We start from the raw sequence: 22,619 nt of genomic DNA on the forward strand, positions 1-22,619 counted from the left end.
CCCCACCCGCCTCACTGAGTTCTTTCAGTTAAATCCGGATAGCAGGTTTTAGGGCCGCTTCGCAGCCCAGCGGGGGACAAGCCCCCTCGCCACAGGGAGCCTCCTTGCCTCAGGAAGTGTGCGCCTGCTCCGCCGGCTGCTCGCGCTGTGTCACCCAGTACTCCACCAGCTCGCGCAGTTGCGATAACTCCACCGGCTTGGCCATATGCCCATCCATCCCGGCCTGGCGTGCGCGTTCCTTGTGTTCCGAGAGAATGTGCGCGGTCAGTGCCACCACCGGCGTGCGGGTGCGCTGGTTGCTGACTTCCCAGACCCGCAGCTGTTGGGTCGCAGAGAATCCATCGAGGATCGGCATTTCGCAGTCCATCAATACCAGGTCGTAACGCTGGGCCTTCATCGCCTGCAAGGCTTCCTCGCCATTGCTGGCGGTATCGGGTTGCAGGTTGAGCTTGCCGAGCATGCCGCGAATCACTTTGGTGGAGATGCTGTTGTCTTCGGCCACCAGGATGCGGAAATCACTGGGCACGGTGACGGCCACAGGAACGTTCGGCGCGATGTGGCGGGGTTGGACCACGCCTTTGCTGCGCTGGGTCAGTTCGTCGGCCAGGGTGGTCTTGAGGGTGTAGCCCGCAACCGGCTTGGCCAGGATGCGTTTGATCCCGCAGTTGCGCGCGATGATCTTGCTCGGGGCATTGCTGATGCCGGTGAGCATGATCAGCAGGATGTCGTGGTTCAGGCTCGGGTCTTCCTTGATCTTCGCCGCCAGTTGCATGCCGGTCATGCCGGGCATGTTCTGGTCCAGCAGCACCACGTCGAAATAGTCGCGCAGGTGCGCCTTGGTACGCAGCAGGGCCAGGGCTTCCTTGCCCGATGGCACGGCGCTGACGTTCAGGCCCCAGGCGGTGCATTGCTGCACCAGCACCTTGCGGCAGGTGTCGTTGTCGTCCACCACCAACACCCGCGCGCCTTGTAGCGGGCCGTCGAGATCGGAGGTCGGGTGCTCCAGGCGCTCGGGGTCCAGCGGCAAGGTCAGCCACAGGGTGCTGCCTTGCTGGCTGCCGGCCTTGATGCCGAACTCGCCATTCATCAGCAGGATCAGTTGGCGGGCGATCACCAGGCCGAGGTGGCCGCTCAGGCGGGTGGCCGACAGGAAATTCTTGCTGTGCAGTTCGCTGTGCAGCAGGGCGTCGCGCTCGGCGGCTTCCATTGGCAGGCCGCTGTCTTGCACGGCGATGCGCAGGCGCGGTTTGCTGCTGCGTTCATCCAGGGCGACCACGATCAGCACTTCGCCTTCGTCGGTCTTTTGCAGGGCATTTTCCAGCAGGCTCAGCAGGGCCTGGCGCAGGCGTGTCGGGTCGCCGCTGATGACCCGTGGCACCTGGGGCTGGATAAAGCTGATCAGTTCGACGTTCTGCTGCTCGGCCTTGGCGCGGAAAATACTCAGGCAGTCTTCGATCAGGGCGTTGAGGTCGAACTGCACGTCGTCCAGTTCAATCTGCCCGGACTCGAGCTTGGAAATGTCGAGAATCTCGTTGATCAGGGTCAGCAGTTCATTGCCGGCGCTGTGGATGGTCTGCACGTAGTCACGCTGCTTGACCGACAAAGGCGTGCCCAACAGCAATTCGGTCATGCCCAGTACGCCGTTCATGGGCGTGCGGATTTCATGGCTGATCTTCGCCAGGAACTCGGCCTTGGCCGCGATCTCGGCGTTGCTGGCCGCCAGGTCGCGGCTGAGGCTGAAGCGATCCTCGACGATGCTGCGCTGGCGCTCGCCCAGGGCCTGGCTCATCAACAGGCCGCTGACGCAGATCACCGCCAGCAGGGTGATGATCAGGCCTTGCGGGGCCACCAGGGTCAGGCCCAGCAGGGCCGGGAGGATAATCAGCGTGCCAGTGTTGAATACCACCATGGCGAGCAAGAACAGGCGTGCAGGCCGGTAGCCTTTTTGCCAGTGGTAGGCCGAGACAAACAGCATGCTCAGGCCGGCCAGTGCCACCAGGGCATAGGTGATGATGTTCAGCGGCAGGGTGTTGACGAACAGCAGTAACAGGCCGCACAGGACGATTAGCAGGATATCGGCCATCAGCAGCTTGTTCAGCGGGTGCGGGCCCAGTGGCGCGAAGAAGCGATAGGCGAACATCAAGCCGCACGGCGCGGTCAGCAGCAACGCCATATAGGCGCCCGGCGTTTGCAGGGCGTGCCAGTTCGGCAGCCAGGGGCCCAGCAGGTTGAGCAGCAGCAACAGGCTGAGCAACAGCAGCACTTCGCAGGCCGCCAGCCACAGGCTGCTGCGCGAACGATGGTAGGCGTAGCGGGTAAGGTTGTGCAGGATCAGCATCAGCAGGCAGCCGAACAGCAGGCCATAGACCAGGGTCTGGGTCTGGTTGGCGGCAGCCATCACGGCCGGTTCCAGGGTCAGGTACGGCCGCAGTTCGTGCTCCGAGACCAGGCGCACATACACATCCAGGGGTTTCTGGCTCTGGGGCATGGGCAGCATGAAGTCGCTGCTCGGCAGCGGACGTTCAGCCTGGGGTTGGCGGGTGCCGGTATTCACTTGCTCGATCAGCGTGTCGCCGTCCAGCACATACAGGTTGAGGTGCGCCAGGTCCGGCGCGAATACCCGCAGCACTTGCTCGTGCTTGCCCGGTTGCAGCCTGAAACGTACCCACAGCGCGCCATTGGGCTCGGCGGCGGTGATCCGGTCCAGTTCGATGGGGCTAAATTGGTTGTTGTAGCGGGGGGAGCGAATGTCGCTCAGTTGCAGGTCGGCCTGTTCATCGAGTAATACGGCCCAGCCACTGCCTTGCGCGACGGCCTGGGCCGGCAACAGGCAGAGCAAGGTCAGCAGGCTGACAGTAAAAACTATGGCGATCCTGAGCCAGCGCACGGCGAAATCCCTTCGTAGGTTGATGCACGGGGTTAACTATGCGCGGGACCGCAATAGGACGGCAAGGGCCAAAGGCCCTTGCCTAGCCGAACGGATAGCTGGTTACTGATCTTCGCCGCGCTCACGGGCAATGGCACGATAGCCGATGTCCTTGCGGTAGAAGCAGCCCTGCCAGTCGATCTTGGCGGCCAGCTTGTACGCTTGCTGCTGGGCGGCATCGACACTGGCGCCCATGGCCGTGGCGCAGAGTACACGGCCACCGGCGGTGACGACCTGGCCGTCCTTGAGCGCGGTACCGGCGTGGAACACCTTGCCTTCGAGTGTCGCGGCCGCATCCAGGCCCTGAATCACATCACCCTTGGCGTAGTCGGCAGGGTAACCACCGGCTGCCAGCACAATGCCAACGCTCGGACGTGGATCCCACTGTGCTTCAACCTTGTCCAGGGCCTGGGCCAGGGCGGCTTCCACCAGCAGCACCAGGCTCGACTGCAGGCGCAGCATCACCGGTTGGGTTTCCGGGTCGCCGAAGCGGCAGTTGAACTCGATGACTTTCGGGTTGCCGGCCTTGTCGATCATCAGGCCCGCGTACAGGAAGCCGGTGTAGACATTGCCTTCATCGGCCATGCCACGCACGGTCGGCCAGATCACCAGGTCCATCACACGCTGGTGCACCTGGGCGGTGACCACCGGGGCAGGGGAGTAGGCACCCATGCCACCGGTGTTCGGGCCGGTATCGCCGTCGCCGACGCGCTTGTGGTCCTGGCTGGTAGCCATCGGCAAGACGTTCTTGCCGTCGACCATCACGATGAAGCTGGCTTCTTCGCCGTCGAGGAATTCTTCGATCACCACGCGCGAACCCGCGTCACCGAAGGCATTGCCGGCGAGCATGTCGCGCACGGCGTCTTCGGCTTCCTGCAGGGTCATCGCCACGATCACGCCTTTACCGGCGGCCAGGCCATCGGCCTTGATCACGATCGGTGCGCCTTTTTCACGCAGGTAAGCCAGGGCCGGCTCGATCTCCGTGAAGTTCTGGTAGTCGGCGGTCGGGATCTTGTGGCGAGCCAGGAAATCCTTGGTGAAGGCTTTCGAGCCTTCCAGCTGGGCCGCGCCCGCAGTCGGGCCGAAGCAGTCCAGGCCACGGCTGCGGAACAGGTCCACGACGCCCGCCACCAGCGGTACTTCCGGGCCGACGATGGTCAGCGACACATTCTTTTGCGCAAAGTCGGCCAGTTGCTCAAGGGCCAATACGTCGATGGCGACGTTTTCGCACTTGGCTTCAATGGCGGTACCGGCGTTGCCGGGGGCCACGAATACTTTCTGCACGCGTGGGTCTTGGGCGACTTTCCAGGCCAGTGCGTGTTCACGGCCACCGCTGCCAATGATCAAAACATTCATTTCAAAAACCTCGAATTCTGTAGGCGCTGCAGGAGCGCTTTAAAATGTGGGAGCGGGCTTGCTCGCGAAAGCGGTGGACCTGTGAGGAATGTGTCGAGTGACACACCCCATTCGCGAGCAAGCCCGCTCCCACATAAGCCCCTCCCACATTTGGATCAGTGACGGAAGTGGCGCATGCCAGTGAAGACCATCGCGATACCGGCTTCATCAGCCGCGGCGATCACCTCGGCATCACGCATCGAACCGCCCGGTTGGATCACGGCAGTCACGCCCGCTTTTGCGGCGTTGTCCAGGCCATCACGGAACGGGAAGAATGCGTCGGAAGCCATCACCGAACCCACCACCTGCAAACCGGCGTGTTCAGCCTTGATCGCGGCGATGCGCGCCGAGTTCACCCGGCTCATCTGGCCCGCGCCGACACCGATGGTCTGGCGGTTCTTGGCGTAGACGATGGCGTTGGATTTAACGTACTTGGCCACTTTCCAGGCAAAGATCAGGTCGTTGATCTCTTGCTCGGTCGGCGCGCGCTTGGTCACAACTGTAAGGTCTTGGCTGCCGATCATGCCGATGTCGCGGCTCTGTACCAGCAAGCCGCCATTGACGCGCTTGTAGTCCCAGGCAGCGGCACGGTCAGCCGACCACTCGCCGCAGGCCAACAGACGCACATTGGCCTTGGCCGCCACGATGGCACGGGCCTCGCTGCTGACGCTTGGCGCGATGATCACTTCCACGAACTGACGCTCGACGATGGCCTTGGCTGTCTCGGCGTCCAGTTCGCGGTTGAATGCGATGATGCCGCCGAATGCCGATTCGGTATCGGTGGCGTAGGCCAGTTCGTAGGCCTGGCGGATCCCGCCTTCGGCGTCCGGGCTCACGGCCACGCCGCATGGGTTGGCGTGCTTGACGATCACGCAGGCCGGCTTGACGAAGCTCTTCACGCACTCCAGCGCGGCGTCGGTATCGGCCACGTTGTTGTAGGACAGCTCTTTGCCTTGCAGTTGGGTCGCGGTGGCGATCCCCACTTCGGCAGGCTTGGCTTCCACGTAGAACGCCGCGCTCTGGTGCGGGTTCTCGCCGTAGCGCATTTCCTGGGCCTTGATGAACTGGCTGTTGAAGGTGCGCGGGAACTGGCTGCGGCCTTCAGTGCTGAGGGTCTCGGCGGCCTGGTTCACGGTGCCCATGTAGTTGGCAATCATGCCGTCATAGGCGGCCGTGTGCTCGAAGGCCTTGAGCATCAGGTCGAAACGCTGGGCGTAGGTCAGGCCGCCGGCTTTCAGGCTTTCCAATACGTGGGCGTAGTCGCTGGCGTTGACCACGATGGCCACGTCTTTATGGTTCTTGGCCGCCGAGCGCACCATGGTCGGGCCGCCGATATCGATGTTTTCGATAGCGGTCGGCAGGTCGCAGCCTGGCTTGTTGATGGTGGCTTCGAACGGGTAGAGGTTAACGGCCACCAGGTCGATCGGCTTGATGCCGTGCTCGTTCATGATGGCGTCGTCGATACCGCGACGGCCGAGGATGCCGCCATGGATTTTCGGGTGCAGGGTCTTGACCCGACCATCCATCATTTCTGCGAAACCGGTGTAGTCCGCGACTTCTACTGCGGCCACGCCGTTGTCCTGCAGCAGTTTGAAGGTCCCGCCCGTGGAGAGGATTTCCACACCCAGGGCTTCCAGCTCCCGGGCAAATTCGAGGATCCCGGTCTTGTCGGAAACACTGATCAAGGCGCGGCGGATCGGCAGGCGGGTAGTCTGGTCGGTCATCTCAATTTCCATCAAAAGCAAAGGAGTCAGCAAAAAAGGCGACCGGTTTTACGCGGGCGCCTTTCTGGTTTGATTGAATGCTTACAGCAAATCGTACTGTTTGAGCTTCTTGCGCAGGGTCCCACGGTTCAGGCCCAGCAGCTCACTGGCTTTGGTCTGGTTGCCCTTGACGTAGTTCATCACGCTTTCGAGCAAGGGCGCCTCGACTTCGGAGAGCACCAGGTTGTACACATCCGTGACGGCCGCGCCCTCAAGGTGGGCGAAATAATTGTGCAGCGCTTTCTCGACGCTCCCGCGAAGGGTCTGGCCTTCTTCGCTCGGCGTGTTGAGGTGCTGTTTCAAATTGACGTTGTCGCTCACGGGTGTTGTTCCACTCACTAAAGTCTCGGTCATCATCGTCATGCGGCCACCCCTTCTCCGTCCCCTGCTCTCAGGCTCTTGTCTCGTTCGGCAAAGAACTCACGAACGGCGGTGACCTGTGCTTGCGTTTCATCCAAACGATTGAACCCTGCGCGAAACTCTTTGGCGCCGGGCAGGGTTGCGAGATACCAACCCACATGCTTGCGAGCAATGCGCGCGCCCATCACGTCCCCATAGAAGGTGTGCAGGGCGGCCAGATGCTCTAGCAGAATACGTTCCACCTCGATCAGCCCCGGTGCCGGCATGATTTCGCCGGTACGCAGGAAGTGCTCGATCTCACGAAAGATCCATGGCCGCCCCTGGGCGGCCCGGCCGATCAACAGGCCATCGGCACCGGTTGCGTGCAGCACGCGCCGGGCTTTCTCGGCCGAGTCGATGTCGCCGTTGGCAAAGACCGGAATCGACACCGCCTGCTTGATCGCAGCGATGGTGTCGTATTCGGCTTCACCGGTATAAAGGTCAGCGCGGGTGCGGCCATGCACCGCCAATGCTGTAATGCCTGCCTGTTCGGCGATCTTCGCCACCGTCAGGCCGTTCTTGTTGTCCCGGTCCCAGCCGGTACGGATCTTCAGGGTGACCGGTACATCCACTGCGCCGACAACGGCCTGCAGGATCTCGGCCACCAGTTGCTCATCCTTCAACAGGGCGGAACCGGCGGCCTTGTTGCAGACCTTCTTGGCCGGGCAGCCCATGTTGATATCAATAATCTGTGCACCCAGCTCTACGTTGGCCCGGGCCGCATCCGCCAGCATTTGTGCATCACCACCGGCGATCTGTACCGAGCGGGGCTCGGGATCACCTTCGTGGATCATGCGCATCCGCGATTTGCGGGTGTTCCACAAGCTCATGTCGCTGGTGACCATTTCCGAGACTACAAGGCCCGCGCCCAAACGTTTGCACAGCTGACGAAAGGGCTGGTCGGTGACGCCCGCCATCGGGGCGAGAATCAAAGCGTTTGGCAATGTATATGGGCCGATGCGTACCGCCGACATAGGACTTCCCTGTTGTGGGGCCGGATCATTAGAGTTCGAAAAAGGGTTGGCATGATACCCGCTCTCGATGACTGGTTAAAGGCTGAATTGGATAAAATCTGAGCAGCTATTTTCTTATCGCCAGCGGTTTGGTCGTGGACGGGCAAGTCAATAACCTGCCGTCCGAACCTTGACGCGCGCGGCCAATCACTCGGGGGAGTGGAAACTGAGACTGTAGTTCACAGCTTTGTTGCCCGGGTCGAGAATGTCCAGGGCGATATGGATCGGGGTCTGGGATGGCATCTCGGTCTGGCCGGCCAACTCACCGCTGAGGTACTCGGCGGGCTTGAAGCGCCGGCTGGCGATCATCCGGCCATTGAGGTCGGCAAAGCGCAGCTCCAGCAGCGGGAACGGCTGGGAGAAGGTGGCGCGGTTGTAGATGATCGCATCCACCACCAGCGCGCCGGCGAACTCGGGATGGCTGCGCACCACCAGGTTACTGCTCTTGATATGGGCGATATCGACCCGCGACGGCACGGTGCAGCCCAGTTTCGGGCACAGCTCCTGGAACCACGGCCGGTATTTGTCCTGGCGGGCCAGTTCGTCGAACTGGTAGGCGATGTACTGTCCGGCGAGCGCAGCGGCGGCCAGCAGCACCAGGGTCAGCCAGAACAGGCGGCGGCCCCAGCCAGCGGGGCGTTTGCCGGTGTAGAGGTGCAGCGGGTCGTCTTCCAGGTCCTGCAGCATCTCGTCATGGGCATTGGAGGCGGTGCGGGAGCGCTTGCGGCGCGGTTCAGGCTCAGGCTCAGGCTCGTCCGGTTCGCTGCCGAGCGTTGGCTCGGGCGGGTCGAGGGCGTCGGCGGTATGCAGCACCGTCGGCTCGTCGTCCACCTCGTGAAGGTCGAAGGACATCGAAGGCTCGGTGCGCAAGGGTTTGCCCGTGGGTACTGGGGCCGGCTCGACGGCTTCCTCGGCGTGGACGATTGTCGCAGCCCGTTCGTCTGGTGGATCGCTGAACAGGCTGGCGGCCCATTGTTCTTCTTCGGCCTTGGCGGTGTCGCGGCTGGCGCTCATCGACTCGTCTTTTTGCCGGCGGTCGGCGCTGGCTTGGCGCCGTTCGCTGCCCTGGGGCTGAGTGTGCTGGATCTCCCGGCGCTCCAGCTTGGCCAGTTCCTCGTCCAGGTCCAGGTTATCCAGGTCCAGCTCTTCGGCGCTCCATTGCTTCTGGCTGATGGCGCGCGGCGCAGCTTCGGCGCTTGGCGCCTCAGGTGCGTGGGCACGCTGCTCCAGCAACTGGCGGGCAGCATTGAACACTTGCAGGCAAGAGCCACAGCGAACCACGCCACGGGCCACGCTCAGTTGAGCATGGCTGACGCGGAAACGGGTTTGGCAATGCGGGCACTGGGTGACGAAACTGTCGGTCATGCGGCCATCCGATTCATGCAGGCGCTCATTCTAGCGCCGACGACCGCTGATGCGTACCCAGCCATCGCGGTTGGCGATGGGGTCCAGGTCGAAGTCCTGGGCATAGGCGGCGGCGACTTCTTCACCCTGCTCGGCGAGGATCCCCGACAGCGCCAGGCGCCCGCCAGGCTTGACCAGGCTCGACAGTTGCGGGGCCAGCGAGACCAGTGGCCCGGCAAGGATATTGGCGACCAACACGTCGGCCTGTACCTGGGGCAACTGCTCCGGTAGGTACAGTGGGAATTTGTCTTCAGGGATGTTGTTGCGCCCGGCGTTATCGCGGGAAGCTTCCAGGGCCTGCACGTCGATATCGGTGCCGACCGCTTCCTTGGCGCCCAGCAGCAGCGCGGCGATGGCCAGGATGCCCGAGCCGCAGCCGAAGTCCAGCACGTTACAACCGTGCAAGTCCTGGCCGTCGAGCCATTCCAGGCACAGGGCGGTGGTCGGGTGGGTGCCGGTGCCGAATGCCAGGCCCGGGTCCAGCAGCAGGTTGACGGCCTCAGGCTCCGGGGCGGCATGCCAGCTTGGCACGATCCACAGGCGCTGGCCGAAACGCATGGGTTGGAAGTTGTCCATCCAGCTGCGTTCCCAGTCCTGGTCTTCGATCACTTCACTGTGGTGCTCGGGCAGCGGGCCGCCGGTCAGCAGTTCCATATGGGCAAAGACGCTGGCGGCGTCGGTGCCGTCTTCGAACAGGGCCAGCAGGTGGGTGTGCGACCACAGCGGCGTGGTGTTCAGCTCAGGCTCGAAAATCGGTTGGTCTTCGGCGTCCATGAAGGTCACCGACACGGCGCCCACTTCAAGGAACGCGTCTTCATAGGTTTCGGCTTGTTCTGGGCTGATGGCGAGACGGACTTGCAGCCAAGGCATGGCGGGCACCTTTGAAAAAATGAGTGTGCAGCGGGGTGGGGCTGCGAAAGGGCGCAAGTTTACGCGAGAGCAGGCCAGAAGACGACAGTGCCGACGATATGCGCTGCAGCGGGTGTACATGGAGCAAAATGTGGGAGCGGGCTTGCTCGCGAATGCGGTGGGTCAGTGATGGACATGTTGACTGATACACCGCATTCGCGAGCAAGCCCGCTCCCACATTTGGATTGTGTGCATCCATAAACAACAAAACCGCCCGAAGGCGGTTTTGTGAGTGGAGCACAAACTTACTGGTTGGCCAGCTTGTGTTCCAGGTAGTGAATGTTCACACCACCTTCGCAGAAGCCTTCATCACGAACCAGATCCCGATGCAGTGGGATGTTGGTCTTGATGCCGTCGACCACGATTTCGTCCAGGGCGTTGCGCATACGGGCCATGGCCTCGTCGCGGGTGGCGCCCCAGGTGATCAGCTTGCCGATCAGCGAGTCGTAGTTGGACGGAACCTTGTAGCCGCTGTACAGGTGCGAATCCACACGCACGCCGTTGCCGCCTGGTGCATGGAAATGCTTGACCAGGCCAGGGCTTGGGATAAAGGTTTTCGGGTCTTCGGCGTTGATCCGGCACTCCAGGGAATGGCCGTGCATCTTCACGTCGTCCTGGGTGAAGGACAGCACGTTGCCAGCGGCGATGCTCAGCATCTCCTTGACGATGTCGATACCGGTGACCATCTCCGAAACCGGATGCTCTACCTGCACGCGAGTGTTCATCTCGATGAAGTAGAAGCGGCCGTTCTCGTAGAGGAACTCGAAAGTCCCGGCGCCACGGTAGTTGATATCGATGCAAGCCTTGACGCAGCGTGCCAGGACTTCCTGACGCGCCTTTTCATCCAGGCCCGGCGCCGGAGCTTCTTCCAGGACCTTCTGGTGACGACGTTGCAGCGAGCAATCGCGGTCGCCCAGGTGGATGGCGTGGCCCTGGCCGTCGGACAGTACCTGGACTTCCACGTGACGTGGGTTGGTCAGGTATTTTTCCAGGTAGACCATCGGGTTGCCGAACCAGGCGCCCGCTTCCGAGCGAGTCTGCTTGGCTGCTTCGATCAGGTCTTCTTCCTTGTGCACCACGCGCATGCCGCGACCACCACCGCCGCCGGCGGCTTTGATTATCACCGGGTAACCGACTTCACGACCAATGCGCAGAGCGGTTTCCTCGTCTTCCGGCAGCGGGCCGTCGGAGCCTGGAACGGTTGGCACGCCGGCTGCGATCATGGCGTCCTTGGCCGAAACCTTGTCGCCCATCAGGCGAATGGTCTCGGCTTTCGGGCCGATGAAGGCAAAGCCGGATTTTTCCACCTGTTCGGCGAAGTCGGCGTTTTCCGCGAGGAAGCCGTAGCCAGGGTGGATGCCATCAGCGCCGGTCACTTCAGCCGCGGCGATGATGTTCGAGACCTTCAGGTACGAGTTCGTGGCCAGTGGCGGGCCGATGCAGATGCTTTCGTCCGCCAGTTTCACGTGCATCAATTCGGTATCGGCCGTCGAGTAAACAGCGACGGTCTTGATGCCCTCTTCCTTACAGGCGCGCAGGATACGCAGCGCGATCTCGCCGCGGTTGGCGATCAGGACTTTTTGCAGTTTCTTCGCAGGTTTCAACATCGAAGGCGCTCCGCGGTTCAAACGATGGTGAACAGCGGCTGGTCGTACTCAACCGGCTGACCGTTTTCTACCAGGATGGATTCGATGACGCCGGCTTTTTCGGCCGTGATGTGGTTCATCATTTTCATCGCTTCCACGATGCAGATGGTGTCGCCCACTTTCACAGTCTTGCCCACTTCAACGAAGGCTGGCGAGGTCGGTGCCGGGGTGCGGTAGAAAGTACCGACCATTGGCGACTTGACCACGAAACCGTTGAGCACTGGCGCGGCCGGTGCGGCGGGAGCTGCGGCAGCAGCAGGTGCGGCGGCCGGAGCAGCAGCGGCAGGAGCCGGTGCTTGCATCTGTGGTGCGTAGAACTGTTGGGCCGGGGTCTTGCTGTGACGGCTGATCCGTACGGACTCTTCGCCTTCCTTGATTTCCAGCTCGTCGATACCGGATTCTTCCAGCAGTTCGATCAGTTTCTTAACTTTACGGATATCCATGAATCATCAACTCCCAAGGGTCGGTCAGGGGCGTTTAGCCTGTTCTTCAACTTGTTCCAGGGCGGCCTCCAGGGCCAGTCGGTAACCGCTGGCGCCAAGGCCGCAGATCACTCCTACCGCTACGTCGGAGAAGTAAGAGTGATGGCGGAAAGCTTCGCGTTTATGCACGTTCGATAAATGCACTTCGATGAATGGGATGCTCACCGCCAGCAGCGCGTCACGTAATGCAACGCTTGTGTGCGTAAAAGCGGCGGGATTGATCAGGATGAAGTCCACGCCTTCGCTGCGCGCGGCGTGAATGCGATCAATCAATTCATACTCGGCATTGCTTTGCAGGTAGAGCAGATGGTGGCCGGCTTCACGGGCCCGTCGTTCCAGATCGAGGTTGATCTGTTCGAGGGTAACTGCACCGTATACACCCGGCTCGCGGGTGCCGAGCAGGTTCAGGTTGGGTCCGTGCAGAACCAGTAAGGTCGCCATCGGCTGTTCCTTGTTATTGGATGTGGGTACGTCAGAACCCGGCGACTATGCCGCAAAGCCTTTGTGACTGTCCAGTTCTCTGCAATAGCCAGCACGATTAGCGAGGATTGCGCAAAGTATGTGACCGAGGCGCACGATCCGGTCATTGGTAATACGGTCCCGAGTACGCAGGAGATCAAAATGTGGGAGCGGCGGTGCGACGATTCGACTTGCTCGCGAATGCGGTGTATCAGTCAACATGTCCATCACTGACCCACCGCATTCGCGAGCAAGCCCGCTCCCACATTTTTGATTCCCATCTGATTTGGGAGATGGCGTCAGACGCGGAAGGCCTGCACGGCCGTATTAAGCTGCCCGCCGAGCACCAACAAATGCTCGCCCTGGCTGCGGCCCTGGCCAATGCGCAGCAGGTTGTCCTCGCCCAACTGGTGGATGCGTTCGCTGTTATCACGGATCTCACTGACGGCGCCGCTCTGCTGCGCCGTGACATCGGCAATGCGGATGGCTGTGTCGGAAATGGTCTGGATCGCGTTGACGATTTCGTCCAGCGCGCCGTCGGCGGCCTGGGCTTGTTGAGCGGTGGCTTCGGCATGTTCGACCTGGGCGCGCATGCCCTCCACCGACTGCCTTGCTGCGGTCTGCAGGCCGGCGATCAGGGTCTGGATTTCGGCGGTGGCGCCTGCGGTGCGCTGGGCCAGGGAGCGCACTTCGTCGGCGACCACGGCAAACCCGCGCCCGGCTTCACCGGCGCGGGCGGCTTCGATGGCGGCATTGAGCGCCAGCAGGTTGGTCTGGTCGGCAATCGAGCGGATCACCGTCAGCACGCTGCCAATGGTGGCGGACTCTTCGGCGAGTTTTTCGATCATCTGCGCATTGTCCTGCACCTCGCCCACCAGTGCGTGCAGGCCGGTCAGGCTCAAGCCGATCACCCGTTGGCCATGCTCCACGGCGTCGCCGGCGCTGCGGCTGGCCCCGGCGGCCTGGCTGGCGTCGCCGGCGACCTGCTGGATCGTGGCTTCCAGTTCGCCCAACGAATCGCGGATTTGCGCAGTGTCCCCGGCCTGGCGTTCGGCGCCGTCATGCAGGCCGCCGCTCAGTTCGGCCAGGGCGCGGCTGCTACCGGCGACTTCCTCTGCGTTGGCGCGGATAGTGCCCACCAGGTTCACCAGGTAAGCCCGCAGGCGATTGAGCGAGGCTTCAATGTCATGCAGTTCGCGGTTGGTCGCACCCAGGGCGATCGGTTGGCTGAAATCGCCCTCGGCCCAGGTCGACAGGGCCGGCGCCAGGCTGGTGAGCACTCGTGCCAGGCGTCGTTGCAGGGTGTCGATGAGCAGGGCGATCAACAGGATCAGGCCAATCATCACGCCTTGGATCACCCGCACCTCGCCCTGGATCTTGCCGTGCTGGGCACGCACCTCGGGCTCCAGCGCGGCGATGGCTTGCTGCACCGTGTCGATTTTCAGGTGCGTGGCAGCGGCCAGTTCTGCGCGCTTATGGATTTGTTCACGGGTCCGCGCAAGCTCTGCCGGGTAGCGTGTGAGCAGGCTGTTGAGTTCGCGTTTGAGATTGACGCCGGTGTCTTCGGCGGTGGCGGTTTCGCTGCTTTCCAGGCCCATCAACGCAGAAAAGTCATCGCTGTTGGAGGCACTGCTGGCAGTCACGCCCAGTAGTGGCAGTTGCTCAAGCAGGTCAGCCTGGCTGCGGATATTGGTCAGCTCATGTTCCACGTCGGCGGCCAATTCACTGCGCCCGCTGCTCACCAGTTTGTCCCGCGCCAGGGACAGCTTGGCCAGGTGCTGCGAGGCCGCCATCAGCGGCGGCAGATAACGCCCTGCATCGGCTGAGTTGACGCCCATGGCGTACTGGCTCAGTTGCTCCAGGTTGGCCCCCAGTTCCCGCTCGGCTTGCAGCAGCAAGGCTTGTGGGTCGCCGGCCAGTTTGCCGGCGGCCAGCAGGTCGGTCTTGCTGAAGCCATCGAGGTCGAGCAGGCCGGGCCGCAGTTTTTCGGTCAGCTCAGGCGGCAATTCATCCAGGTGCAGCAACAGGTTTTCCAGGCTCTGGCCGGCCGCGCTCAGGCGCAAGGCGTCGCCGCTGGCCAGATAGTCGTCGATATTGCGCGCGGTCTGGTTCTGGAACGCCTGGGACAGGCCCAGATAACGCTCCATCAATAGATAAGGGCGTTCGAGGGCCCGTTGCGACCACCAGAGCGTAGCGCCCAGGGCCAGGCAAACGGCGACCAGCAGAAGGGTGTTCAGATTCGTCAGCAGCTTCAGGCGCATGCGTGGTTTCAACCAACGGCAGAAGGAGTAAGTGCCTGAAGTTATTGCGTTTTCGTTACAGGGTTATGACGGACTGAGTGGAATCTGGTGAAAAAGTGGCACTTTGCCTTGATTCACCCGAAGCATGCACCCGATTACGCCCGGCGTCCTTGGCGCGGTACAGCGCTTCGTCGGCCTGGGCGGCCATCATCAGGCTGTCGGAGCCGTCACATAGCTGCACCACGCCGGCGCTGAAGGTGCACCATAAATCCTGGGGCTGGGCCGGGTAATGGATTTCGGCAAAGCGCCCACGGATTTCGTCGAGCACCTTGCAGGCGGCGTCCAGGTCGGTGTCGGGCATGACAATGGCAAATTCTTCGCCGCCGTACCGGCCGATATAGTCGGTCTTGCGCAGGCGCTGCTTGAGAAACAGCGCCAGGCTTTTGATCACGCGGTCGCCCATGGGGTGGCCGTGGCTGTCGTTGACCCGCTTGAAGTGGTCAATGTCGAGCATGGCAAAGCTCAGCGGCTTGTTCTCGCGGCGCGAGCGGAAGCTGCAGTCTTCCAGCAGTTGCAGGATGTGGGTGTGGTTGTACAGGCCGGTCAGGCTGTCGCGCACCATCCGCGCCTTGAGATGACGGGCGCGTGCCGCGCGGTTGCGCACGGTAGTGATCAGGTGGCGCGGCTTGATCGGCTTGGTGAGGAAGTCGTCGCCGCCTTCGCTCATGGCGTCCAGCTGTTTATCCAGGTCGTCTTCGGCCGACAGGTAAATGATCGGCACGCTGACATAGCGGTCGTTGTGGCGAATCACCTTGGCCAGCTCGGTGCCGGTGCAGGCTGGCATGTACATGTCGAGGATGATCAGGTCGGGCTGGAAATCCGCCAGTTCGGCCATGGCCTGGATCGGTTCGATCAAGGTGCGGGTGACGATCCCGGCGCTGTTGAGCAAGCGTTCGGTGTGCATCGCCTGGGCGCGGGAGTCGTCGATGATCAGCACTTTATAAGGTTCGTACTGCGCGACGCAGGTCAGGACTTCGATTTTTTCCAGCAGACTGGAGGCTTCCAGGGTGCCGGTGAGGAACTCCTGGCCCCCGGCGCGCACGGCGGCCAGGCGGGTGGGGGTGTCGGTTTCGTGCAGGCTGAAGAACAGCAGCGGCAGTTTCTGCTCCAGGCCTTCCTGGGCTTCGGCGGCCAGCTTCAGGCCCAGGCCGGTGCCGCAGAAGTCCACGTCCATCACAATCGCGGCCGGCAGGCGTTCGGCCATGGACGAACGGAAGGCCGCCACGCTGTCCAGGGACTGCGCGCTCAAGCCAAAGAATTCCAGTTGCTTGGCCAGGCGCTCGGCGCGGTCGTGATCGGCCAGCATCACGTAGATGGGCTTGCGCATCGGCGGCAGGAAGGTCTGGTCCAACTGATCGCCCTGGCGCAGGCCGGTACGGGACAGGCGCTGCATCAAGCGGTTGAGGTCGGTGATCAGGTTGCTGCTCAGGCGGCCGCGGTTTTCATCCACGGCTTTAAGCGACTCGATGATGTGCCGGGCCAGTTGGCCATGCTCGGGTTGCTCAAAGCGCTCGGCAAAACGCAGCAGGCGCAGATTGGCCTCGCTGAGCTCGTTCAATTCGGCGTTCGACCATTCGCTGCGCTGCAAACGCTGCCAGATCTCAAGAATTTGACGCGCCTGATGAATTACCCGCTGGGCAAAGTGGTGCTTGAGACGCTCACGGCTGGGGTCTTCTGGCTCGGTCATATCCTGACTACTAGGTAAGGGTGCATGCTGAGGTCGACTGGTGGCTCTATGCTAGCACCTCTTTTCATTCGCACGAGTGTCATACGTCAATTAACTGCAACGTCCAGATGATTCATTTGCTGACTGTTGGGTCGCGTAGGCGCATCAGCGCCCATCCTTTATAGTTGAGTGCCAGCTTTACGCCACCTTGATTAAAAGCCCCGCACAGACGGGCACGATGGGGTAGGGTTGTGGTCGTAGCTATTGAACTCAAGTGACTGAAAGGATATCCGCCATGCTGGACTGGAAAAACCGTGCAGGCAGCGCCCCAGGCCCAAGCCCTGCGCCCAAGTCGGCCTCCCGCAGCTATTTTCGCAATTTGCTGATGAGTCGTGCCCTGCTGACCCTGGTTGTAATTTACCTGTTGGTCACCGGTGGCCTGGGTTGGTATTGGAGCCAGGAGCCGGCGCTGTTCCCGGTCCAGCAAAACGCGCAAATTGCCGCCGAAAAAGACGGCAAGCAAATGGTGATCGGCTTTACCACCGTCGAAACCGTCAAGACCGTGGTGGGCACCCTGCTGAACAAGCCGGGTGGCTATATTTCCAACGACCGCTTCCCGCCTGGGCTGTGGATGGACAATATGCCCAGCTGGGAATATGGCGTGCTGGTGCAGGTGCGTGACCTGACCCGCGCCCTGCGCAAGGATTTCGCCCGCTCGCAATCGCAATCGGCTGAAGACGCCGACCTGGCCAAGGCCGAGCCGCGCTTCAACTTCGATAACAAGAGCTGGGTGCTGCCTTCCAGTGAGTCGGAGTACCAGGAAGGCATCAACTCCCTGAACCGCTACCAAGCGCGCCTGTCCGACCCCAACCAGAAAGGCGCCCTGTTCTATGCGCGTGCCGACAACCTGAACAACTGGCTGGGCGACGTCGCCACTCGCCTGGGTTCGTTGTCGCAGCGTCTGTCGGCCAGTGTGGGCCGGGTCAAGCTCAACACCGCGTTGAAAACCGAAGCGCTGGCGCCGGGCGAAGTGCCGCAGGTCGATGAAGAAGTGGTGGAAACCCCATGGATGCAGATCGACAACGTGTTCTATGAAGCCCGTGGCCAGGCGTGGGCCCTGTCCCACCTGTTGCGTGCCATCGAAGTCGACTTTGCCGACGTATTGGCCAAGAAAAACGCCACCGTCAGCGTACGCCAGATCATTCGTGAGCTGGAGGCGTCGCAGGAAACCCTGTGGAGCCCGATGATCCTCAACGGCAGCGGCTATGGCGTATTGGCCAACCACTCGTTGGTGATGGCCAACTACATCTCCCGCGCCAACGCCGCGGTGATCGACTTGCGTCAACTGCTGAACCAGGGTTGAGTCGTGGTCAATAGCGCCAAGGAGGTCGCGCACCGCGCGGCCTCGGATGCCGAACATATCGCCTGGGTCGACGAGCAGGACAACCTGCTCGGCGCTCTGGTGCGCGCCGACCTGCGTGAACGCGGGCTGATCGGCCGCGGTACCTACATCATGCTATTCAACTCAAAGGGCGAGTTGTGCGTGCACCGGCGCACCCTGAGCAAAGCCATCTATCCCGGTTACTGGGACGTGGCGGCAGGCGGGATGGTGGCGGCTGGCGAAACCTATGAGCAGTCGGCAGCCCGTGAGCTGGAAGAAGAGTTGGGCGTCAGTGGTGTTGAATTGGCTGCCCACGACCACTTTTTTTTCGAGGATACGGGCAACCGGCTCTGGTGCTCGGCGTTCTCGGCGGTCTGGGATGGGCCGCTGCAGCTGCAGCCCGAAGAGGTGCTGGAAGCGCGCTTTATGAGCATCGAGGCGGTGCTTGAGGATATCGAGCGAAAGCCCTATTGCCCCGACTCCCTGGCCGCATTAAAACGCTATCTGGCCGCGCGTCGCTAAAGTTGCATAAATTGGCGCCATTTGGCTCTTAGCAATCAGGCTTTTTGCCGTTACACTGCGCGACTTTTCAAGCCGAACCGCCACCGCGTCTCCCCGGCCCCTGTAGGAGCGAGCTTGCTCGCGAAAAACCCAATGTCACCGCGTGCTGCCTGAATGCCCGCGTTATCGTTGACGATTTTCGCGAGCAAGCTCGCTCCTACAGGGGGCGGGGAGGGCTGAGCGGTTCGGTAGCGCTGCCCCTGCCTGAGTGGGGCTTCGCGGTCAGCCGCCCATTGCGGGCACTGACCAGTCTTCATCCTCCCAAGAGGATTGCCGGTGGCCAAAAAAGCCGCATCCTTCGCCGCCCTTGGTGGCCTGGTGTTTTCCACCGACGCAGGTCGGCATTGCCCGGACTGTCGCCAGCCCGTGGACGCCTGTACCTGCAAACAGACCCTGATTCCCGAAGGTGACGGCATTGCCCGCGTGCGCCGCGAGAGCAAGGGCCGTGGCGGCAAGACGGTGACCACCATCACCGGCGTGCCCCTGGCCGCCGAGCCACTCAAGGAGTTGGCCACCGTGCTGAAGAAGCGCTGTGGCACCGGTGGCGCCCTGAAAGACGGGATCATCGAAATCCAGGGCGATCACGTCGAGTTGCTGTTGGCCGAGTTGATCAAGCTCGGATACAAGGCGAAGAAATCCGGCGGCTAGCAGCCTCTGTGAAACCCGCACCGACGAGCGCGCTCGTCGTCTCCATGGTTTCACAGAGCCTGTTCCTGACCGGTGTCTAAACTCTGTCCTGCAAGTGGGGTCTACCCCTCTCACAGGCAAATCGTCATTTTCACTCTTTAGACTGCGCCAGCCTCTGACTTGGGTGGCGCTCTTCGACTTTATATAGGGGACTTCGATGTCCGTACGACGCACACGCAAAGACGATGGCAGCCAATGGACAGTTGCGGACAGCCGCAGTGTTTACGGGATTCGCCATTGGGGGGCCGGGTATTTCGCGATCAATGATGCCGGTCGCGTTGAAGTCCGTCCGAACGGCCCGAACAGCTCGCCCATCGATTTGTACGAGCAAGTGGACGAGCTGCGCAAAAGCGGCCTGTCCCTGCCATTGCTGGTGCGCTTCCCGGATATCCTGCAAGACCGCGTGCGCCAGCTGACCGGTGCCTTCGACGCGAACATCGAGCGCCTGGAATACCAGAGCAAATACACCGCGCTGTACCCGATCAAGGTCAACCAGCAGGAAGCGGTGATCGAGAACATCATCGCCACCCAGGACGTGTCCATCGGCCTGGAAGCCGGCTCCAAGCCCGAGCTGCTGGCCGTACTGGCCCTGGCACCGAAGGGCGGCACCATCGTCTGCAACGGTTACAAAGACCGTGAGTTCATCCGCCTGGCGCTGATGGGCCAGAAGCTGGGCCACAACGTGTTCATCGTGATCGAGAAAGAGTCCGAAGTGGGCCTGGTCATCGAAGAAGCCGCCAACCTCAAGGTCAAGCCACAGGTCGGCCTGCGGGTGCGCCTGTCGTCCCTGGCGTCGAGCAAGTGGGCAGACACCGGTGGTGAGAAGTCCAAGTTCGGCCTGTCGGCGGCGCAACTGCTGTCGGTGGTCGAGCGCTTCCGCGCTGCTGGCCTGGACCAGGGCATCCGCCTGCTGCACTTTCACATGGGCTCGCAGATCGCCAACCTGGCGGACTACCAGCATGGTTTCAAGGAAGCCATCCGCTACTACGGCGAGCTGCGCAACCTCGGCCTGCCGGTGGACCACATCGACGTCGGTGGCGGCCTGGGTGTGGACTACGACGGTACCCACTCGCGCAACGCCAGCTCGATCAACTACGACATGGACGACTACGCCGGCGTGGTGGTGGGCATGCTCAAGGAATTCTGCGATGCGCAGAACCTGCCGCACCCGAACATCTTCTCCGAGAGCGGCCGCTCCCTGACTGCCCACCACGCCATGCTGGTGGTGCAGGTGACCGACGTCGAGAAACACAACGACGACGTGCCGGTGATCGAGAACAAGGAAAGCCTGCCCGAAACCGTGCAATGGCTGGTCGACCTGCTGGGCCCGACCGACATTGAAATGGTCACCGAAACCTACTGGCGCGCCACCCACTACATGAGCGACGTGGCCGCCCAGTACGCCGACGGCAAGCTGACCCTCGCGGAAAAAGCCCTGGCCGAACAGTGCTACTTCGCCGTGTGCCGTCGCCTGCACAACTCGCTCAAGGCCCGCCAGCGCTCGCACCGCCAGGTGCTGGACGAACTCAACGACAAGCTGGCCGACAAGTACATCTGCAACTTCTCGGTATTCCAGAGCCTGCCGGACACCTGGGCCATCGGCCAGGTCCTGCCGATCCTGCCGCTGCACCGCCTCGACGAAGAGCCGCTGCGCCGTGCGGTGCTGCAGGACCTGACTTGCGACTCCGACGGCAAGATCAAGCAATACGTCGACGAGCAAAGCATCGAGACCAGCCTGCCGGTACATGGCTTGAACGAAGGCGAAGACTACCTGCTGGGGATCTTCCTGGTGGGCGCCTACCAGGAAATCCTCGGGGACATGCACAACCTGTTCGGTGACACCGACTCGGTGAACATCTACCAGCGTGACGATGGCACGGTGTACAGCGCCGGGATCGAGACCCACGACACCATCGAAGACATGCTGCGCTACGTGCACTTGTCGCCGGAGGAGTTGATGACCCACTACCGTGACAAGTGCGCCAGCGCGAAGATCACGGCAGCCGAGCGCACCCAGTTCCTGGATGCGCTGCGCCTGGGCCTGACCCGCTCGTCCTACCTGTCCTCCTAAGACCGGCAGGCAGCGATCCAAACGGTGGGAGCCCGCTTGTGTAGGAGCGGGCTTGCCCGCGAAAGCAGTGGATCAGTCAATACAGGTGCTGACTGATCTGCCGTCATCGCGGGCAAGCCCACTCCCACACTAGTTGGCGCCCAGCCAAAGCCCTTGCCGATTCAGCCGCCAGGCAATCGCCCACAACGTCAAACTGCGCACCGCCATAAACAGCAGGAACGTTATCCACAGCCCGTGGTTACCCAACCCCTGCAACGCCCAGGCAACTGGCAGCATCATCAGCACCGTCAGCAACATGCCATTGCGCATCTCCCGCGCGCGGGTCGCGCCAATAAACAGACCGTCCAGCAGATAACTCCACACCGCAATCAACGGCAGTACCGCCAGGTACGGCAGGTAGATATCGGCGGTTGCGCGCACGCTGGGGATATCGGTTTGCATGGCGATAAACAAGTGGCCGGCGAAGGTGAACAGCAGCACAAAGCCGAGGCTGGCGATCAGCGACCAGCCGCAGGCGACTACCAGCGAGCGGCGCAATGCCTGGCGATCATGGGCGCCGATGGCGTGGCCGCAGAGTGCTTCCACTGCGTGGGCGAGGCCATCCAGCGCATGGGCCGTCAGCAAGAGCCCGTTGAGCAGCAGGGCATTGGCCGCGACCGTGGCATCGCCCAGCCGAGCGCCTTGCACCGTGATCATGAAAAACACCGATTGCAGCGCCAGGCTGCGAATGAAAATGTCGCGGTTGACCGCCAGCAGCGCGCGCCAACTTTGCCAGACCTTGAGCGCCGCCCAGGCAATATGCCCGGGGTAGGCGCGCAGGGCTTTTTGCGTAAGGGCCAGGCCGAGCAGGGCGCCGGTCCATTCGGCAATCACCGAGGCCCGCGCCGAACCGGCCACGCCCCAGTCCAGGCCCAGTACAAACCACAGGTTCAGGGCGATATTCACCAGGTTGGTGGTCAAAAGAATCGCCAGCGGCGCCCGGGCGTTTTGCGTGCCGAGGAACCAGCCCACCAGCGCATAAGTGGCCAGCGCCGCAGGTAAGCCGAACAGGCGGGTGTGGAAAAACTCGCGGGTCAGTTGATTCAACTCGGCCGAAGGCTGCATCCATTCCAGCGCCAGATGGCTTAGGGGAATGCCCACCGTGCCCAGCACCATGGCCAACCCCAGCGCCAACAGCAGGCCTTGCAACAGGATTTGCCGCAGCGCCGCGCCATCATTACGCCCGGCCGCCTGGGCGGCGAACCCGGTGGTGCCCATGCGCAAAAACCCCATGGCCCAGGCCAGGAAGGTATACAAACTGGCCCCCACGGCCACCGCGCCCAACTGGTGCGCGTGGGGCAGGTGGCCGATGACCATGCTGTCCACCAAGGCCACCAGCGGCACCGAGATATTCGACAGAATCATCGGCGCGGCCAGGGCCCAGACACGGCGATGGGTGGGACGGTGACGCCAGTCGGTGATTAAGGTGGACATTCGGGCTCCTTGGGGGGGCGGCATTGTAACTGGCCCTCAACAGCGGCGCAGATCCAAATGTGGGAGCGGGCTTGCTCGCGAATG

Annotated in this window: 16 protein-coding genes and 1 pseudogene; 4 read left to right on the forward strand and 13 right to left on the reverse strand. The window is 62.2% G+C overall.

All coding sequences use genetic code 11. The annotated features are described in order from the left end of the window. Positions 1-109: 109 nt before the first annotated feature. The 12 genes and pseudogenes from HKK57_RS12330 to HKK57_RS12385 all read right to left on the reverse strand — a co-directional run bounded on the left by HKK57_RS12330 (position 110) and on the right by HKK57_RS12385 (position 16,383). The gene (locus HKK57_RS12330) at positions 110-2,887 is read right to left on the reverse strand and encodes a hybrid sensor histidine kinase/response regulator (RefSeq protein WP_029297680.1); all 2,778 of its coding nucleotides are present in this window, start codon (positions 2,885-2,887) and stop codon (positions 110-112) included. A 102-nt stretch (positions 2,888-2,989) separates the two neighbouring features. Continuing rightward, positions 2,990-4,282, reverse strand: a complete 1,293-nt coding sequence (purD, locus tag HKK57_RS12335; RefSeq protein ID WP_029297678.1) for a phosphoribosylamine--glycine ligase — start codon at positions 4,280-4,282, stop codon at positions 2,990-2,992. Positions 4,283-4,437: 155 nt separating this feature from the next. After that, positions 4,438-6,045 carry a bifunctional phosphoribosylaminoimidazolecarboxamide formyltransferase/IMP cyclohydrolase gene (gene purH / locus HKK57_RS12340; RefSeq protein WP_070994300.1) on the reverse strand — a complete coding sequence of 536 codons (1,608 nt, stop codon included), beginning with the start codon at positions 6,043-6,045 and terminating at the stop codon, positions 4,438-4,440. Positions 6,046-6,126: 81 nt separating this feature from the next. After that, positions 6,127-6,447: a DNA-binding transcriptional regulator Fis gene (fis, locus tag HKK57_RS12345; RefSeq protein ID WP_003186237.1), complete on the reverse strand. Its 321-nt coding sequence runs from the start codon at positions 6,445-6,447 to the stop codon at positions 6,127-6,129. Beyond that, positions 6,444-7,457, reverse strand: a complete 1,014-nt coding sequence (dusB, locus tag HKK57_RS12350; RefSeq protein ID WP_029297661.1) for a tRNA dihydrouridine synthase DusB — start codon at positions 7,455-7,457, stop codon at positions 6,444-6,446. Before dusB ends, fis begins: the two co-directional genes overlap by 4 nt. A 186-nt stretch (positions 7,458-7,643) precedes the next feature. Next, a complete protein-coding gene (locus HKK57_RS12355; protein ID WP_169390222.1) occupies positions 7,644-8,861 on the reverse strand; it encodes a DUF3426 domain-containing protein in 1,218 nt (405 codons plus the stop codon). A 30-nt stretch (positions 8,862-8,891) separates the two neighbouring features. After that, positions 8,892-9,770 carry a 50S ribosomal protein L11 methyltransferase gene (prmA, locus tag HKK57_RS12360; protein ID WP_104911498.1) on the reverse strand — a complete coding sequence of 293 codons (879 nt, stop codon included), beginning with the start codon at positions 9,768-9,770 and terminating at the stop codon, positions 8,892-8,894. Between the two features lie 284 nt (positions 9,771-10,054). After that, positions 10,055-11,416 carry an acetyl-CoA carboxylase biotin carboxylase subunit gene (gene accC, locus HKK57_RS12365; protein ID WP_003188188.1) on the reverse strand — a complete coding sequence of 454 codons (1,362 nt, stop codon included), beginning with the start codon at positions 11,414-11,416 and terminating at the stop codon, positions 10,055-10,057. A gap of 17 nt (positions 11,417-11,433) precedes the next feature. After that, on the reverse strand, positions 11,434-11,898 hold the full coding sequence (accB, locus tag HKK57_RS12370; protein WP_029297651.1) for an acetyl-CoA carboxylase biotin carboxyl carrier protein: 465 nt from the start codon (positions 11,896-11,898) through the stop codon (positions 11,434-11,436). A 24-nt stretch (positions 11,899-11,922) separates the two neighbouring features. Continuing rightward, positions 11,923-12,378: a type II 3-dehydroquinate dehydratase gene (aroQ, locus tag HKK57_RS12375; RefSeq protein WP_029297648.1), complete on the reverse strand. Its 456-nt coding sequence runs from the start codon at positions 12,376-12,378 to the stop codon at positions 11,923-11,925. A 317-nt stretch (positions 12,379-12,695) separates the two neighbouring features. Beyond that, positions 12,696-13,211 (reverse strand): annotated as a pseudogene (locus tag HKK57_RS27310) (methyl-accepting chemotaxis protein); the annotation flags it as partial. 1,501 nt (positions 13,212-14,712) lie between these two features. Then, positions 14,713-16,383 (reverse strand): response regulator, encoded by a 1,671-nt coding sequence (locus HKK57_RS12385; protein WP_029297642.1) that lies wholly within the window; start codon positions 16,381-16,383, stop codon positions 14,713-14,715. Positions 16,384-16,657: 274 nt separating this feature from the next. Between HKK57_RS12385 and HKK57_RS12390 the strand changes: the two genes are divergently transcribed. The 4 genes from HKK57_RS12390 (at position 16,658) to speA (ending at position 21,062) form a co-directional block, all read left to right on the forward strand. Beyond that, positions 16,658-17,725 (forward strand): DUF2333 family protein, encoded by a 1,068-nt coding sequence (locus HKK57_RS12390; protein WP_029297639.1) that lies wholly within the window; start codon positions 16,658-16,660, stop codon positions 17,723-17,725. A gap of 3 nt (positions 17,726-17,728) precedes the next feature. Beyond that, entirely contained in the window at positions 17,729-18,265 is a 537-nt protein-coding gene (locus HKK57_RS12395; protein ID WP_169390224.1) for an NUDIX hydrolase, read from the forward strand. 315 nt (positions 18,266-18,580) lie between these two features. Beyond that, positions 18,581-18,952, forward strand: a complete 372-nt coding sequence (locus HKK57_RS12400) for a translation initiation factor Sui1 (protein WP_029297635.1) — start codon at positions 18,581-18,583, stop codon at positions 18,950-18,952. Between the two features lie 196 nt (positions 18,953-19,148). After that, positions 19,149-21,062 (forward strand): arginine decarboxylase, encoded by a 1,914-nt coding sequence (gene speA / locus HKK57_RS12405; protein ID WP_029297633.1) that lies wholly within the window; start codon positions 19,149-19,151, stop codon positions 21,060-21,062. A gap of 129 nt (positions 21,063-21,191) precedes the next feature. On the opposite strand, the gene HKK57_RS12410 is transcribed toward speA, so the two are convergent. Then, positions 21,192-22,535: an MATE family efflux transporter gene (locus HKK57_RS12410; RefSeq protein ID WP_169390225.1), complete on the reverse strand. Its 1,344-nt coding sequence runs from the start codon at positions 22,533-22,535 to the stop codon at positions 21,192-21,194. Between the last annotated feature and the right edge of the window lie 84 nt (positions 22,536-22,619).

This window comes from Pseudomonas sp. ADAK21, assembly GCF_012935735.1.
GTDB classification, from domain to species: Bacteria; Pseudomonadota; Gammaproteobacteria; order Pseudomonadales; family Pseudomonadaceae; genus Aquipseudomonas; species Aquipseudomonas proteolytica.

Bases quoted from the DNA above. Each gene is read 5' to 3' on its own strand.
- purD (WP_029297678.1), bottom strand. From the start codon at position 4,282: ATGAATGTTTTGATCATTGGCAGCGGTGGCCGTGAACACGCACTGGCC.
- purH (WP_070994300.1), bottom strand. From the start codon at position 6,045: ATGACCGACCAGACTACCCGCCTGCCGATCCGCCGCGCCTTGATCAGT.
- fis (WP_003186237.1), bottom strand. From the start codon at position 6,447: ATGACGATGATGACCGAGACTTTAGTGAGTGGAACAACACCCGTGAGC.
- dusB (WP_029297661.1), bottom strand. From the start codon at position 7,457: ATGTCGGCGGTACGCATCGGCCCATATACATTGCCAAACGCTTTGATT.
- HKK57_RS12355 (WP_169390222.1), bottom strand. From the start codon at position 8,861: ATGACCGACAGTTTCGTCACCCAGTGCCCGCATTGCCAAACCCGTTTC.
- prmA (WP_104911498.1), bottom strand. From the start codon at position 9,770: ATGCCTTGGCTGCAAGTCCGTCTCGCCATCAGCCCAGAACAAGCCGAA.
- accC (WP_003188188.1), bottom strand. From the start codon at position 11,416: ATGTTGAAACCTGCGAAGAAACTGCAAAAAGTCCTGATCGCCAACCGC.
- accB (WP_029297651.1), bottom strand. From the start codon at position 11,898: ATGGATATCCGTAAAGTTAAGAAACTGATCGAACTGCTGGAAGAATCC.
- aroQ (WP_029297648.1), bottom strand. From the start codon at position 12,378: ATGGCGACCTTACTGGTTCTGCACGGACCCAACCTGAACCTGCTCGGC.
- HKK57_RS12385 (WP_029297642.1), bottom strand. From the start codon at position 16,383: ATGACCGAGCCAGAAGACCCCAGCCGTGAGCGTCTCAAGCACCACTTT.
- HKK57_RS12390 (WP_029297639.1), top strand. From the start codon at position 16,658: ATGCTGGACTGGAAAAACCGTGCAGGCAGCGCCCCAGGCCCAAGCCCT.
- speA (WP_029297633.1), top strand. From the start codon at position 19,149: ATGTCCGTACGACGCACACGCAAAGACGATGGCAGCCAATGGACAGTT.
- HKK57_RS12410 (WP_169390225.1), bottom strand. From the start codon at position 22,535: ATGTCCACCTTAATCACCGACTGGCGTCACCGTCCCACCCATCGCCGT.